Annotated in this window: 12 protein-coding genes; 5 read left to right on the top strand and 7 right to left on the bottom strand. The window is 63.5% G+C overall.

The window, feature by feature from the left end:
- The first annotated feature begins 1 nt into the window (after position 1).
- Complete coding sequence (locus tag RTI28_RS03575) at positions 2-1,156, top strand: ABC transporter ATP-binding protein (RefSeq protein ID WP_316919165.1); 1,155 nt, start codon at positions 2-4, stop codon at positions 1,154-1,156.
- A gap of 44 nt (positions 1,157-1,200) precedes the next feature.
- On the top strand, positions 1,201-2,508 hold the full coding sequence (locus RTI28_RS03570; RefSeq protein ID WP_316919164.1) for a carbohydrate porin: 1,308 nt from the start codon (positions 1,201-1,203) through the stop codon (positions 2,506-2,508).
- Positions 2,509-2,605: 97 nt separating this feature from the next.
- On the opposite strand, the gene RTI28_RS03565 is transcribed toward RTI28_RS03570, so the two are convergent.
- Positions 2,606-3,466: a MurR/RpiR family transcriptional regulator gene (locus tag RTI28_RS03565; protein ID WP_316919609.1), complete on the bottom strand. Its 861-nt coding sequence runs from the start codon at positions 3,464-3,466 to the stop codon at positions 2,606-2,608.
- A gap of 210 nt (positions 3,467-3,676) precedes the next feature.
- On the opposite strand from RTI28_RS03565, the gene zwf reads away from it, so the two are divergent.
- Genes zwf through RTI28_RS03550 form a run of 3 tightly spaced genes read left to right on the top strand, consistent with a single transcriptional unit; the run spans position 3,677 to position 6,543 of the window.
- The gene (gene zwf / locus RTI28_RS03560) at positions 3,677-5,149 is read left to right on the top strand and encodes a glucose-6-phosphate dehydrogenase (RefSeq protein ID WP_316919163.1); all 1,473 of its coding nucleotides are present in this window, start codon (positions 3,677-3,679) and stop codon (positions 5,147-5,149) included.
- The gene (gene pgl, locus RTI28_RS03555) at positions 5,136-5,849 is read left to right on the top strand and encodes a 6-phosphogluconolactonase (protein ID WP_316919162.1); all 714 of its coding nucleotides are present in this window, start codon (positions 5,136-5,138) and stop codon (positions 5,847-5,849) included. The genes zwf and pgl overlap by 14 nt, the downstream gene beginning before the upstream one ends.
- 16 nt (positions 5,850-5,865) lie before the next feature.
- Entirely contained in the window at positions 5,866-6,543 is a 678-nt protein-coding gene (locus RTI28_RS03550; protein WP_316919161.1) for a bifunctional 4-hydroxy-2-oxoglutarate aldolase/2-dehydro-3-deoxy-phosphogluconate aldolase, read from the top strand.
- A gap of 63 nt (positions 6,544-6,606) precedes the next feature.
- Here RTI28_RS03550 and RTI28_RS03545 read toward each other — a convergent pair whose 3' ends face one another.
- The 6 genes from RTI28_RS03545 to leuA form a co-directional block, all read right to left on the bottom strand.
- The gene (locus RTI28_RS03545) at positions 6,607-7,575 is read right to left on the bottom strand and encodes a DUF6384 family protein (protein WP_316919160.1); all 969 of its coding nucleotides are present in this window, start codon (positions 7,573-7,575) and stop codon (positions 6,607-6,609) included.
- Positions 7,572-8,714, bottom strand: a complete 1,143-nt coding sequence (locus tag RTI28_RS03540; protein ID WP_316919159.1) for a merozoite surface protein 3b — start codon at positions 8,712-8,714, stop codon at positions 7,572-7,574. Before RTI28_RS03540 ends, RTI28_RS03545 begins: the two co-directional genes overlap by 4 nt.
- Positions 8,715-8,724: 10 nt before the next feature.
- Positions 8,725-10,095 (bottom strand): hypothetical protein, encoded by a 1,371-nt coding sequence (locus RTI28_RS03535; protein ID WP_316919158.1) that lies wholly within the window; start codon positions 10,093-10,095, stop codon positions 8,725-8,727.
- A gap of 549 nt (positions 10,096-10,644) precedes the next feature.
- Entirely contained in the window at positions 10,645-10,947 is a 303-nt protein-coding gene (locus tag RTI28_RS03530; protein ID WP_316919157.1) for a DUF6384 family protein, read from the bottom strand.
- Positions 10,944-12,335 (bottom strand): hypothetical protein, encoded by a 1,392-nt coding sequence (locus RTI28_RS03525; protein ID WP_316919156.1) that lies wholly within the window; start codon positions 12,333-12,335, stop codon positions 10,944-10,946. The genes RTI28_RS03530 and RTI28_RS03525 overlap by 4 nt, the downstream gene beginning before the upstream one ends.
- A gap of 315 nt (positions 12,336-12,650) precedes the next feature.
- On the bottom strand, positions 12,651-14,324 hold the full coding sequence (gene leuA, locus RTI28_RS03520; protein WP_316919155.1) for a 2-isopropylmalate synthase: 1,674 nt from the start codon (positions 14,322-14,324) through the stop codon (positions 12,651-12,653).
- Positions 14,325-14,372: the final 48 nt, after the last annotated feature.

Here is a 14,372-nt window from a genome sequence, read left to right as displayed (position 1 = left end):
CATGGCAACGCTTGAACTGCGCAACGTCAACAAGAGCTATGGCAGCGGCCTGCCGGATACCTTGAAGGACATCGAACTGAAGATCGATTCCGGCGAGTTCCTGATCCTGGTCGGCCCTTCCGGCTGCGGCAAATCCACGCTGATGAACTGCATCGCCGGCCTCGAACAGATCAGCGGCGGGGCGATCCTGGTGGACGACGCCGATATCAGCGGCATGAGCCCCAAGGACCGCGATATCGCCATGGTCTTCCAGTCCTACGCGCTGTACCCGACCATGAGCGTGCGCGACAACATCGCCTTCGGCCTGAAGATCCGCAAGATGCCGGCGGCGGCCATCGACGAGGAGGTGGCGCGGGTTTCCCGCCTGCTGCAGATCGAGCATCTGCTGGCGCGCAAGCCCGGCCAGCTCTCCGGCGGCCAGCAACAGCGCGTGGCCATGGGCCGGGCGCTGGCGCGGCGGCCGAAGATCTACCTGTTCGACGAGCCGCTGTCGAACCTCGACGCCAAGCTGCGGGTGGAGATGCGCACCGAGATCAAGCTGATGCACCAGCGCCTGAAGACCACCACGGTGTACGTCACCCACGACCAGATCGAGGCCATGACCCTGGGTGACAAGGTGGCGGTGATGAAGGACGGGCTGATCCAGCAGTTCGGCACACCGCAGCAGATCTACAACGATCCGGCCAACCTGTTCGTCGCCAGCTTCATCGGTTCGCCGCCGATGAACTTCATTCCGCTGCGCCTGCAACGCCGCGACGGGCGCCTGATGGCGCTGCTCGACAGCGGACAGGCGCGCTGCGAGCTGCCGCTGGGGTTCGATGAGGCGGGACTGGAGGAGCGCGACGTGATCCTCGGCATCCGCCCGGAGCAGATCGGCCTGGCGCCCGCCGAGGCCAACGGCCTGCCGAGCATCCGTGCCGAAGTGCAGATCACCGAGCCCACCGGGCCGGACCTGCTGCTGTTCGTCACCCTCAACCAGACCAAGGTCTGTTGCCGCCTGGCGCCGGATGTCCCGGCGCGGGTCGGCGACAGCCTGACCCTGCAGTTCGATCCGGCCCGGGTGCTGCTGTTCGACGCCGCCAGCGGCGCGCGCCTCGGCGGGATCGGCAGCCCGCGCACGACGACGGGCAACGTGGCGCAGTTCAAGGGCCGCTGAGCAGCATGAATGACCATCGATAACAAGAAACGAGGAAAGAACGGATGGAGTACTTCAAGCGCAGTCTGGGATTGAGTCCGCTGGCCTTGCTGGTGGCGGTGGCGAGCAACACGGCCCTGGGCGCCGGGGCCTTCGAGCCCTCGTCGAAATGGATGAGCGGCGACTGGGGCGGGACCCGCACCGCCTTGCTGGAGCAGGGCTACGACTTCACCCTCGACTACGTCGGCGAGGTGGCGGGCAACCTGCATGGCGGTTACAACGACGACCGGACGGCGCGCTACAGCGACCAGTTCGCCCTGGGCATGAAGCTCGACCTGGAGAAGATCCTCGGTTGGCAGGATGCCGAGTTCAAGCTGGCGATCACCGAGCGCAGCGGCCGCAACCTGTCCAACGACCGCATCAGCGACCCGCGCGCCGGGCAGTTCAGCTCGGTGCAGGAGGTCTGGGGACGCGGCCAGACCTGGCGCCTGACGCAGTTGTGGATCAAGCAGAAGTACTTCGATGGCGCCCTCGACGTGAAGCTCGGGCGCTTCGGTGAAGGCGAGGATTTCAACAGCTTCCCCTGCGACTTCCAGAACCTGGCGTTCTGCGGTTCGCAGGTGGGCAACTGGGTGGGCGGCATCTGGTACAACTGGCCGGTGAGCCAGTGGGCGATGCGCGTCAAGTACAACATCAGCCCCGAGTTCTTCGCCCAGGTCGGGGTGTTCGAACAGAACCCCTCCAACCTGGAAACCGGCAACGGCTTCAAGCTCAGCGGCAGCGGCACCAAGGGCATGATCCTGCCGGTGGAGCTGGTCTGGGCACCGCGGGTCAATGGCCTGCCGGGGGAGTACCGCCTCGGTTACTACTACAGCACGGCCAAGGCCGCCGACATCGAAGAACCGTCGCGCTCGCATTCGAGCAAGCATGGCTGGTGGGTGGTGGCGCAGCAGCAGGTCACCGCGCACCACGGCGATGCCAGCCGTGGCCTGAGCCTGTTCGCCAACTTCACCGTGCACGACAAGGCCACCAACGTGGTGGACAACTACCAGCAGGTCGGACTGGTCTACAAGGGCGCGTTCGATGCGCGGCCCAAGGACGACATCGGCGTTGGCGTGGCGCGGATTCATGTCAATGACGATGTGAAGCAGCGTGCCGAGCTGCTCAATGCCGCGAGTGGCATCGACGACTACGACAACCCGGGCTTCGTGCCGATCCAGCGCAGCGAATACAACGCCGAGCTGTATTACGGCTTCCATGTCACCGACTGGCTGACCGTGCGGCCGAACCTGCAGTACATCAAGCGTCCGGGTGGGGTGGATGAGGTGGATAACGCGCTGGTGGCGGGGTTGAAGGTGCAGAGCTCGTTCTGATCGGTAATTGTTGTAAGTTTACCAATATTTTGCGGCCGCTTTGCGGCCCTTCGCGAAGGTTCGGCGCGAAGGCCTGCAAAGCAGGCCCAGGACACAATCAACCCAACTCATCATCCAGCGGATACCGACTGGCATTCAGGCTTTCCTTGATCTTGCGCAGATGCGGCTGGAAGTCCGCCCCGCGGCGCAGGGTCATGCCGGTGGCCAGTACATCCAGCACGGTGAGCTGGATGATCCGCGACGTCATCGGCATATAGATGTCGGTATCTTCCGGCAGCGGGATGTTCAGGCTCAGGCTGCTGGCAGTGGCCAGTGGCGAGTCGGCGGCGGTCAGGGCCAGCACCGAGGCGCCGTTGTCCCGCGCCAGGCGCGCCACTTCCACTAGTTCGCGGGTGCGCCCGGTGTAGGAAATGATCACGAACAGGTCGCCGGTGTGCGCCACCGAGGCCAGCATGCGCTGCATCAGCACATCGGCATGGGCCGACACCGCGAGGTTGAAACGGAAGAACTTGTGCTGCGCATCCAGGGCCACCGGCGCCGAGGCGCCCAGGCCGAAGAAATGGATCTGCCGGGCCTGGATCAGCATGTCCACGGCGCGGCTGATCAGCGCCGCGTCCAGTTGCTGCCAGGCGGCGTCCAGGGAGGCGATGGTGCTGCCGAAGATCTTCTGTGTGTAGGCACCGGGATCGTCGTTCGGCTCCACCGCGCGACTGACGTAGGCAGCGCCGCTGGCCAGGCTCTGCGCCAGTTGCAGCTTGAGTTCCGGATACCCGCTGACCCCGAACGAGCGGCAGAAACGATTGACCGTCGGTTCACTGACCTTGGCCGCCTGGGCCAGTGCGGCGATGCTGAAACGAGTGGATTGCTGGGGGTTGCGGAGAATGACTTCGGCGACTTTTCGCTCAGCCTTGTTCAGCTCGTCGAGACGGCCCTGGATCTGTTCCAGGAGGTTTCGCACGCGGTCCATGGGGGTTCCTTCGGTCAGGGAGTCGGCCAATTCACGCGAGCGCGGGCCGGGTTCACAAGGTCGTATCCTACTGATGGCATGGTGGGTGCACCACTTGAATCTGTCTGATCAGTAAAATGTTGTGGTTTTTACTACATTTACTCTTGATAACTACAGTCGAAAACGGTATTTCTACAACCACTCGGTAAAAGAACCTACATCATGTCTTCGATCAGTGTTGAGCCCTGCACCTTTGCCCTGTTCGGCGCCCTTGGCGACCTGGCGCTGCGCAAGCTGTTCCCGGCGCTCTACCAGCTCGACCGCGCCGAACTGCTGCATCCCGGCACGCGCCTGCTGGCCCTGGCCCGCGAGGCCGGCAGCGTCGAGCAGCACCTGGCCGCGATCGAAGCGCACCTGCACGAATTCGTGGCCGCCGAAGAACTGGATGCCAGCGTCCTCCAGCGTTTTCTGGCGCGGCTCGGCTACCTGCACATGGATTTCCTCGATACCCAGGCCTATGCCGCGCTGGCCGCGGCAGTTGCCCCGGAGGCTCCGCTGATCGCCTACTTCGCCACGCCGGCGGCGGTGTACGGCGGCATCTGTGAAAACCTGGCGAAAGCCGGTCTGGCCGAACGCACCCGGGTGGTCCTGGAAAAGCCCATCGGCCATGACCTGGAGTCGTCGCGGCGGGTCAACGATGCGGTGGCGCAGGTCTTTCCGGAGAACCGCGTCTATCGCATCGACCACTACCTGGGCAAGGAAACCGTACAGAACCTGATCGCCCTGCGTTTCGCCAACAGCCTGTTCGAGACCCAGTGGAACCAGACCTCGATTTCCCATGTGGAAATCACCGTCGCCGAGAAGGTCGGCATCGAAGGGCGCTGGGGCTACTTCGACAAGGCCGGGCAACTGCGCGACATGATCCAGAACCACCTGCTGCAACTGCTCTGCCTGATCGCCATGGACCCGCCCAGCGACCTGTCCGCCGACAGCATCCGCGACGAGAAGGTCAAGGTGCTCAAGGCCCTGGCACCGATCAGCGGCGAAGGTCTCGGCACCCGTGTGGTGCGTGGCCAGTACATTGCGGGGCACAGCGACGGTCGTGCGCTGCCGGGCTACCTGGATGAAGACAACGCCAACACCCACAGCGACACCGAGACCTTCGTCGCGCTGCGCGCCGATATCCGCAACTGGCGCTGGGCCGGGGTGCCGTTCTACTTGCGTACCGGCAAGCGCATGCCGCAGAAACTGTCGCAGATCGTCATTCATTTCAAGGAACCGCAGCACTATATCTTCGCTGCGGAACAGCGTTTGCAGATCGGCAACAAGCTGATCATCCGCCTGCAGCCGGACGAGGGCATCTCGCTGCGGGTGATGACCAAGGAGCAGGGCCTGGACAAGGGCATGCAACTGCGCAGCAGCCCGCTGCAACTGAATTTCTCCGACAGCACCTGGCGCAGCGCGCGGATTCCCGATGCCTACGAACGGTTGCTGCTGGAGGTGATGCGCGGCAATCAGAACCTGTTTGTGCGCAAGGATGAAATCGAATATGCGTGGAAATGGTGCGACCAGCTGATTGCCGGCTGGAAGCAATCCGGCGAGGCGCCCCGGCCGTATGCCGCGGGAACCTGGGGGCCGGTGGCGGCGGTCGCACTGATTACCCGCGATGGGAGGTCCTGGTATGGCGATATCTGAAGTGCAGTGGCCGGCGACGGTCACCGTGCATGAACTGACCACGGCGCAGCAATTGGCCAGGCGGCTGGCGACGGACGTTGCCCAGCGCCTGCGCGCGGCGCTCGCGGCGAAGGCCGGGGCCGTCCTGGTGGTTTCCGGTGGACGCAGTCCGGTGGCGTTCTTCCAGGCACTGAGCGAGGAAGCGCTGGACTGGTCGAAGGTCACCGTCAGCCTCGCCGACGAGCGCTGGGTACCAGTGGCGCATGCTGACAGCAACGAGGGCCTGGTTCGTCGCTATCTGCTCCAGGGCAATGCGGCGAAGGCACGGTTCTTCGGCCTGTACCGCAACGCCGCCAACCTCGATGCCGCCGCGCTGGCCGCCGACCAGGCCCTGGCCGAACTGCCGCCGATCGATGTGCTGGTGCTGGGCATGGGCGACGATGGCCACACCGCGTCGCTGTTCCCGGACAGCCCCGAACTGGGTGAGGGACTGCGCTCCGACACGGATCGCCGCTGCCTGCCGATGCTGGCGCCGAGCGTGCCGCACCAGCGCCTGAGCCTGACCCGGCAACTGCTGGCCACGGCCGGCTTCACCGCCTTGTCCGTGCAAGGTTGCGGCAAACTCGCTACCCTGCGCGCCGCGCTGGCCGGCGATGACCTGGCGCAGATGCCGATTCGCGCCTTTCTTCACGACCCTTTGAGCATCTACTGGTGCCCATGAGCCAAGGACCACTGTCATGACCACGCTCGAACGCCAAACGCCATTGCCGACCATGGCTGAAAAAATCGCCCGGATCGACGCGATCTGTGGCCAGGCGCGCATCCTGCCGGTGATCACCATCGCCCGTGAGGCCGATATCCTGCCGCTGGCCGATGCCTTGGCCGCGGGCGGTATCCGCACCCTGGAAGTGACCTTGCGCTCCGCGCACGGGCTCAAGGCCATCAAGGTCCTGCGCGAGCAGCGGCCGCAGTTGTGCGTCGGCGCGGGCACCGTGCTCGATCGCGCGCAGTTCGACGCGGTGACGGCGGCGGGAGCGCAGTTCGTGGTCACCCCGGGGGTGACCCAGGAGATTCTCCAGGCCGGCGTCGACAGCGATATCCCGCTGTTGCCGGGGATCTGCACGCCGTCGGAAATCATGATGGGCTACGCCATGGGCTATCGGCGCTTCAAGCTGTTTCCGGCGGAGATCAGCGGCGGTGTGGCGGCGATCAAGGCCTTTGCCGGGCCGTTCGCCGATGTGCGTTTCTGCCCCACCGGCGGGGTCAAGCCAGGCAACCTGCACAGCTACATGAGCCTGCCCAATGTCATGTGCGTGGGCGGCACCTGGATGCTCGACAGTGCCTGGATCAGCAACGGCGACTGGGCTGCGGTGGAGAAGTGCAGCGCCGAGGCGATGGCGCTGTTCGAGGACTGAGCATCAGGTTGTGTGTTTTACGGCTGTTCGGGGCGCTTGGTCGGCGCCCCTTTTTTTTGCCTGTCAGAAGCTGTCCAGCAGCGTCACGCTGTTCAGCGTTGCAGGATCGAGGCTTCGCGGCGCGCTGGAGAAACGCTTGTCGTAGAACTCCCGATGATTGGCTGCCGGGCTGTTGCCTACCACCGCCTCATCGATGCGGCCATTGTCGCGCAGATCATTCTTGAACCGCAGGTACTCGGCCTGGGAGACCTCGATCCCCTTGATCGGCAGGATATTCATCCGGTCGTTTCCGGCCAGGGCGAAATCGACCGGTCGTCCTTCGTCGTCGCTGGCGCGGATGAAGATGAACCGGCTGGTTTGCTGGCAACCGTCGCCCTGCCTGCAGATTTCCACGCCGGTGCGGCCATCGGCGAGGTGGGTCACCGAGAGCGTCAGCGCCGGGGCGGTGAAATTGGTCTGGCCTTCGAACTCGTCCAGCACTTCGTCGGCGTAGGTGCCGCCCAGTGCCGCAGCCTTGGCATAGAAGTCGAAACCGCGCTGCGCCCGCTGGCGATCGGCATCGGACAGCGGCAAGGCGGCATAGCGCTCGTGCAACTGGCGAAAGCGTGCCATGGCGGCTTCCGGAGTGCTCCCCACGCGGGCGGCGGCGGGAGCGACCGGCGCGTGAGGGGCATGGGATTTCGTGTAGCCGTTGTAGAACGACACCGTGAACACCACCAGGAAGGCCAGCATCGCCACCATCCAGATGCGAAACGCAGTGCTGATGACCAGCCGCCCGAGAAAGCGCTCGCGCCAGCTCATCGGCGGGCCTTCGAACACCAGGCGATGGGTGAAGAACTCGCGCACACCTTGCGCGACCAGGTCGTCGTCGCAGTCGATACCCTGGCTCTTGTAGTACGCGCGGATGCGCTCTGCGACCTCGGCCTCGCGCCGCGGCAGGTCGAGGTGCTCCTCGATCTCCATGCGGCGGTGACGCAACTCGTCGACGAGGGCCATCGCCCCCATCTGCTCGGAGAGAAGTCCCTTGCTCATTCCACGGCCTTGGTCAGCAGGGCGGCGAAGGCCCGCTTGGCGTCCTCGACGGCCGCGGCGATGTCCCGCGAGGCATTGGTCGATTCGCTGCGATAGTTGTCGGTCAGGGTCTTCATGTCGTTCTGGAACGCCAGGGTAGCCTGGGCCAGGGCGCGTACCGAATCGACGCGGATGGTCGAGCCGTAGCTGGCCTTGAGTGCCTGGTCCATCTGGCTGCCGGCGCTGTGGCCCAGCGCTTCCAGGCCCTTGCTGATGCCGTCGGTGGTGGCATTGAGGGTGTGGGTCGCTTCGGCCATGCCCTGGTTGGCGGTGAAAGACACGGCCAGGCTGGTCAGGACGATTTCGTTGGTGGAGAAGAACGACACCATGCGCTGGTACTGGCGCTCCTTGACCACATGTACCTGGCTGATGCGGGCGAAGACCATTTCCGCGGTGTTGTAGCCGACCCGCAGGTCATCGGCGATGTCCTTGACGATCTGGTAGCGCTTGTCTTCGTTCTGCAGTTCGCGCACGGCCATGTCGCGCTTGAGTTCCAGCGCCGCGCGTTCGGCCGCAGCCAGGGCATCGCCGGCGGTCACGGCCTGGTTGGCTTCGTCGAGTTCGCGACTGCGCCCCGCCAGCGTTTCACCGGCCACCGCCAGCACTTCCTGAGCGCTGACCTCGGCGGTCTTCATGGCCAGGCGGAAGTCCATGTAGGACTCCAGTATGGTGTTTTCCCGGGCGATCTGTTCGTTGGCCAGCTTGCAGGCTTGCAGGTAGTGCTTGCGGATGTCTTCGAAGCGGCTCGGGATCGATCCGCGGCGCATGTTCATCCATGCCAGCTTCAGGCGCTCCATGGTATCCAGGTGCCCGTCCTCCATCCACAAGGCCATGGCCGCGGCATCTTCGCGAATGGAGGTGAAGCTGTTGGTGATGTCCATGAACAGGGTGGAGATCTGCATGCCTTCGATCTGCTCGCGCACCATGCTGTTGAAGCTGGTGGACTGCTGCAGCACGGCGGCGATGGTGGTGACCTTGTCGTTGTCGTACTGCGCGACCTTGTCCAGCAGCGCCAGAACCGGGGCCTCCTGGGCCGGGCGGCCGAGGTCGATGCCGATGGTGCGCAGACCGGTGATGGCGCGTTCGAGGTATTGGCTCATGGGGGTGTCCTTACGAGGAAAGGCTTTCGTCGGTGATCGGTGGTGCGCTGCGTGCTGCGCTTGCGGCGGGCGTCGGCGTCATGGTGTCGGCGAAGGCCTGGCGCTGGTTGTCGAACAGCTCGACCAGGTCTTCCGCGCTGAGGTTGCGTTTCATGTAGGCGCTGATCAGGCCGCGACAGTCCATGGTGGCAGGGTAGGTGTAGTAGCGTTCGTCGTTGTACAGGCAGGGGCACTGGCCATTGAATGTGTCGCCCGATGTGTGGCACGCGCAGGTGCAGGATTCGCCACAGGCCCCTTCCGAGCTGCGCAGGTCTCGCAGCGCCCACTCCAGCTCCTTGGCGTGCTTGTAGTCCTGCGCTGCCTGCTCGATTCGCTGGTTCAGGGCTTCGCCTTCCTCAATTACGGCGGTCAAGGCTTCCCAGTGTCGGTCGTAGGCCTCCCGGTCATCGGGATGGCGCTCTATCAGCTTCTCCAGGACGGTGTACAGGTCCTCTTCAGCGATCTGCTCGTCCAGCCACTGGTTCGCGTTCGCGCTCCATTCATCTTCTTCGTGGCTGAACGATTCGACCACCTCGTAGGCGGTATTGGCGCGGACCTTGGCGGCAATGATCTGTTTGACCAGCAGGCTCAGGCGCAATGCATCCGGGCCCTCGCGCAAAGGCTTCAGGCTGGTGAGCCACACCGTGGAGCTGCTTTGCTCGATGGCCTGGGCCTTGCTGGCGCACTGGTTGATCAGATCGCTCACAGCATCGGGCATCGAACGCAGGATCAGTTCATTGCGGCGGTTTTCGCGATAGTTGGTCTTGTTCGCCAGCCAGTCGTCCAGCCGGCGGAACAGGCCGCTGCGGGCATAGTCGCCAGTGGCATAGCGCCTGCTGCGCAGGTGCACGTAGAAAGGATTGCCTTCGTAGGCAGGCATTTTCTCGTCACGTTCCCGGGCCAGGCGGGCAAGGGATTCGCTCAGGCGTGCATGCTCGGCGGCCAGCAAGTCATGTTCGCGCAGCCAGTTGGCTAACTCGGGTCTTGCCAGATGGTCGCGCCAGAGTTGTGTCATCTGCCGTTCGCGCTGGGCAACGAGCAGGCGAAGCTCGCCGATCAGTTGGCCGATGTCCCGCTCTATCTCGTCGAGTACCTGTTGTGCCTTCGCCACTTGCCCCTGGCGTTGCGCGACGGCATGGCGTACCTCGACTTCCAGTTCCGGATGGCGCAGCCGTGCGCCGGGCTGGCCACGCAGCTCGGCGACGATGCTTTGGGCTACCAGGGTGTGGCGATGCCAAAGATCCAGCAGCGACGACTCGTGGCCACTCATGAGGAGTTCGTAGTGGCGAACATTGTCTTCCACCAGGGCCAGCAGGGCGCCTGGGGTCAGGAGATTGCGCACGTCGTCCGTGACCTCGATACGGTGAGAGTGAATTCAATAAGGGAGTATACCTATCGAGGGCGGCAAAATAGTGGCATGTATCAGGCGTTTTTTGAGCCGTCGATCAAGGCGTCGAAGTGCTGTAGATGGCACGCTTCAGGCTGCTCAAACGAGTGCGTAGCGTGTCATGGGCACTTGCGGCCGCCTGGCTGTAGGTGTGTTCCAGGCTTCTACCCAGCTCCCGGATGAACGGATAGCGCAGGCGTGCTTTGCGATAGTCCTCACTATTCAGAACCTCATCCATCTCGCGCTTGAGTGAAAAGAAGCTGTCGATGATATCGAGCTCGATTTCCAGGTCCTTTAACCAGCTTGAGGTAAGCGGGGTAATGGAACTCCATCGCTTCCAGGTGTTGCTGTCTTTCTGCCTGGCTCAGCACGCTGGAGATGGGGAGGGGAAGCGTGTCGTAGAAGTGCGCGAGGACATTCCTTGGGTTCTCCAGTATCTGTCCGGCTCGGTTGGCGGTGCGGCACCGTAGAGTTGCGCCGCAGTGGGCGCGACCCTCCGAGGGGCTACTGCTGTCCGGTGATAAGTCTGCAGAGATAGCGCTTGAAACCACTCAATCTGGGCGCTTCATAAACCAGGCGGCGGGAGAAGAATTCGCGCACACCTTGCTCGACCAGGGCGTCGTCGAAGGGGATGCCGTGGCTTTGGTAATAGGCGCGAATGTTGTTGGCGATTTCCGCGCGTCGCCGTGGCAGGTCCAGATGCTCTTCGATCCTGGCCTGGCGCCAGCGAAGTTCATCGACGACGCTCATCGCGCCAAGGGTTTCGCTCAAGGGGGCGGCTTTGCCAGCGGGCGGTTGCGGGTTCACGAAATCACCTCCCGGGCAATCGGGGGCGGCAAGGCGTCAATGGCCTGTCGCTTTGCGCGCACCTGTTTCATCAATGCGCCGATGCTGAGACGCTGTTGCACATGGTCCTTCAGCAGTTCGGGAAGGTTGAAGTTTTCCTGGTAGAGAGGCTGGTGGTCGAAGCGGTCTTCGCGCTCGTCTTTGCCGTAGCGTGCACAGGTACAGTTGCATTGGCACCGTCGGCAACCCTTGCGCGTAGAGGCGTAATGGCGCGTGTGGCAATCGCATTCGCAGTCGAAATCACATTGGCATGACGAAAACAGCACATTGCGCAGCCCCCCGAGCAGATCGAAGGCCTGCAGGTGGATTTGTCTTTTTGCCTTGAGGTCCTGCTGGAGGCCGGTCAGGATCCGCTCTTGCTCGATCATCTGCTTGAGGATGTCGCGGGTCTCTCGTGCAGCAGGTGAGTCCGCGGAGCCGGGCAGTGCGGCCACTTCGTCCTGCCACTGGGTGAACTTCCTGCCTTCCAGGCGATTTTTCAGCGACTCGAAAACCGCGGCGCCATGGCTGTCCCAGCACAGCGCGACGTGTTCGCAGTTGCAGATGGATTCCCATATGCCATTGAACAAGCTCCAGGCTGCATCGCTGAGGGAGATCGCAGAGGTCCGGGCCTCACGGACATCACTTTGCTCCCGGGCGCTGCCCAGCAGTGCTTCGATCTGCTCGGTGCTGTCAGCGATCTGCTGTGCCAGGTCCGTCTGCCGGGTTTCGTTGCTTTCCTGCATTTCCAGCAGGATGCGTTCGTTTTGCCTGTTGCGGCGGTAGTCAATCTGTTTCGCCAGCCAGTTGTCCAGCACCCGTTCTAGTGGGCCGCGCCGATAATGCTCGGTGTCGAACTGATGCTCGCGCAGAAACCGGTAGTTGGGATCGCTGTCGTACTGGGCCAGCTTGGTGCTGCACTCATCGCGGATCTCCCGGTAACCCCCTGCGGCCGCCTTTTGGGCGAGCTGCTGGTCGTGCCTGCGACGGTAAAGGACCAGGTAGTCGTCCGAACGAAGAAGTGCTTCCGTCGCCAGGCTCCGGGCCTGGCCCAGACGTTCGATCCGGCTGACCAGCATGGCCAGGCTTGCGGCCATATCTGGCAGCATGTCAGCTATTTCCCCGCGATGTCGTTCGCAGGTGCGACGATGTTCGGCGAGGTTCGAATGCCAGTTGTGATCGTCTTCGGCCGTGGGATCGGGCTGCCTGAGCAGACCCAGGCTGCGCAGATTGGTGACCAGCTCCCAGCCTTTCACTACCCGCGCGTCATTCAGATCGGCCATTGCCGACATTGTGCCGATGTAAGCCTGGGCATGGCCGTACCAGGTGTCGAAGGTCTGGCGCAGCATCACGCAGGCAGTCAGTGTCATTGGGAGAGCTCTACGGAGCTGGGTAGTGCCAGCTTGTAGGAAGGGGCGGCAGTGAGGCGCAGATGTTTTTCCAGGTCGTCCATGATCTTGATGTGCTGCGGCGATGGTGCGGATGGTGAAGTATAACCAACGATGAACTCAAAATGATGGCATTTTCTTGGGCCCGCCTACGAGCTGTGACGAGCAACTGGTATGCCTGTCAAACGTTCGCGACGGCTACGCCGCCGTTCGCGGGCAGGCTCGCTCCCACAAGGCTCTCGCAAGCAATAAAAAAGCCCGCATCTCTCGATGCGGGCTTCGTCATTCAGCGAAGGCTTACGCCGCCTTCGCCGCCTGCTGGCTCAGCGAGCGGTTCAGCGCACTGAACAGCGCCTTGAAGCTGGCGGTGGTGATGTTTTCATCGATGCCCACGCCATGCACCGGACGACCACCGGCGACGCGCAGTTCGATGTACGCCGCGGCCTTGGCGTTGGTGCCGGCGCCGATGGCGTGTTCGTTGTAGTCCATGATCTCCACGGCCACCGGCAGGCCGGCCACCAGGGCTTCCAGGGCGCCATTGCCCTTGCCGCGCCAGTGCAGGGTGGTCTCGCCTTCGCCGGAGACTTCCACTTCCACCGCGCTGTGGCCGTTTTCTTCCTGCAGGCGATGGCTGACCAGCGCGTACGGGGAGTTGGCCTGCAGGTATTCGCGCTGCAGCAGCTTGTAGATCTGCTGCGCGGTCATTTCCAGGCCCAGGCGGTCGGTTTCACCCTGGACGACCTGGCTGAACTCGATCTGCATGCGGCGCGGCAGGCTGATGCCGTATTCCTGTTCCAGCAGGTAGGTGATACCGCCCTTGCCGGACTGGCTGTTGACGCGGATCACCGCCTCGTAGCTGCGGCCGATGTCGGCCGGGTCGATCGGCAGGTACGGCACTTCCCACAGCGCGTCATCCTTCTGCTGGGCGAAGCCCTTGCGGATGGCGTCCTGGTGCGAGCCGGAGAACGCGGTGTGCACCAGGTCGCCGACGTACGGGTGACGTGGGTGCACCGGCAGCTGGTTGCATTCCTCGACCACCTTGCGCACGCCGTCGATGTCGGAGAAGTCCAGGCCCGGGTCGATGCCTTGGGTATAGAGGTTCAGCGCCAGGGTCACCAGGTCGACGTTGCCGGTACGCTCGCCGTTGCCGAACAGGCAGCCTTCGGCGCGGTCGGCGCCAGCCATCAGGCCCAGCTCGGTGGCGGCGACGCCGGTGCCACGGTCGTTGTGGGTGTGCAGGCTGATGATCACGCTGTCACGACGGCTGACGTGACGGCAGAACCACTCGATCTGGTCGGCGTAGATGTTCGGCGTCGAGACTTCGACGGTGGCCGGCAGGTTGAGGATGACCTTGTGCTCGGGCGTCGGGTTCCAGACTTCGATGACCGCGTCGCAGACTTCCTTGGCGAACTCCAGCTCGGTGGCGCTGAAGGTCTCCGGCGAGTACTGGAAGGTCCACTGGGTTTCCGGCTGCTGGGCGGCGTACTTGACGAACAGCTTGGCCGCGTTCACCGCGATGTCCTTCACGCCCTGCTTGTCCTGGTTGAAGACGATGCGGCGGAACGACGGGCTGGTGGCGTTGTACAGGTGGACGATGGCCTTCTTCGCGCCGCGCAGCGATTCGAAGGTGCGCGCGATCAGGTCTTCGCGGGCCTGGGTCAGCACCTGGATAGTGGTGTCGTCAGGGATGTGGCCGTCTTCGATCAGGGTACGCACGAAGTCGAAGTCGGTCTGCGAGGCGGACGGGAACGACGCTTCGATTTCCTTCACGCCGACCTTGACCAGGGTCTTCCAGAAACGCAGTTTCTTTTCCGAATCCATCGGCTCGATCAGCGACTGGTTGCCGTCGCGCAGGTCGGAGCTGCACCAGATCGGCGCCTGGGTGATGGTCTTCGACGGCCAGGTGCGGTCAGGCAGGTCGATGGTCGGAAACGCGCGGTACTTCTTCGAAGGGTCTTTGAGCATGGTCATGTGGGCAATCCTTGAATGCGGCCTGGAACGGGCCTGCCGAAACGAAAT

This window comes from Pseudomonas sp. zfem002 (assembly GCF_032621685.1).
GTDB classification, from domain to species: domain Bacteria; phylum Pseudomonadota; class Gammaproteobacteria; order Pseudomonadales; family Pseudomonadaceae; genus Aquipseudomonas; species Aquipseudomonas japonica.
Note: the sequence above shows the minus strand (reverse complement) of the source record. Positions and strands in the feature narration are given on the sequence as shown.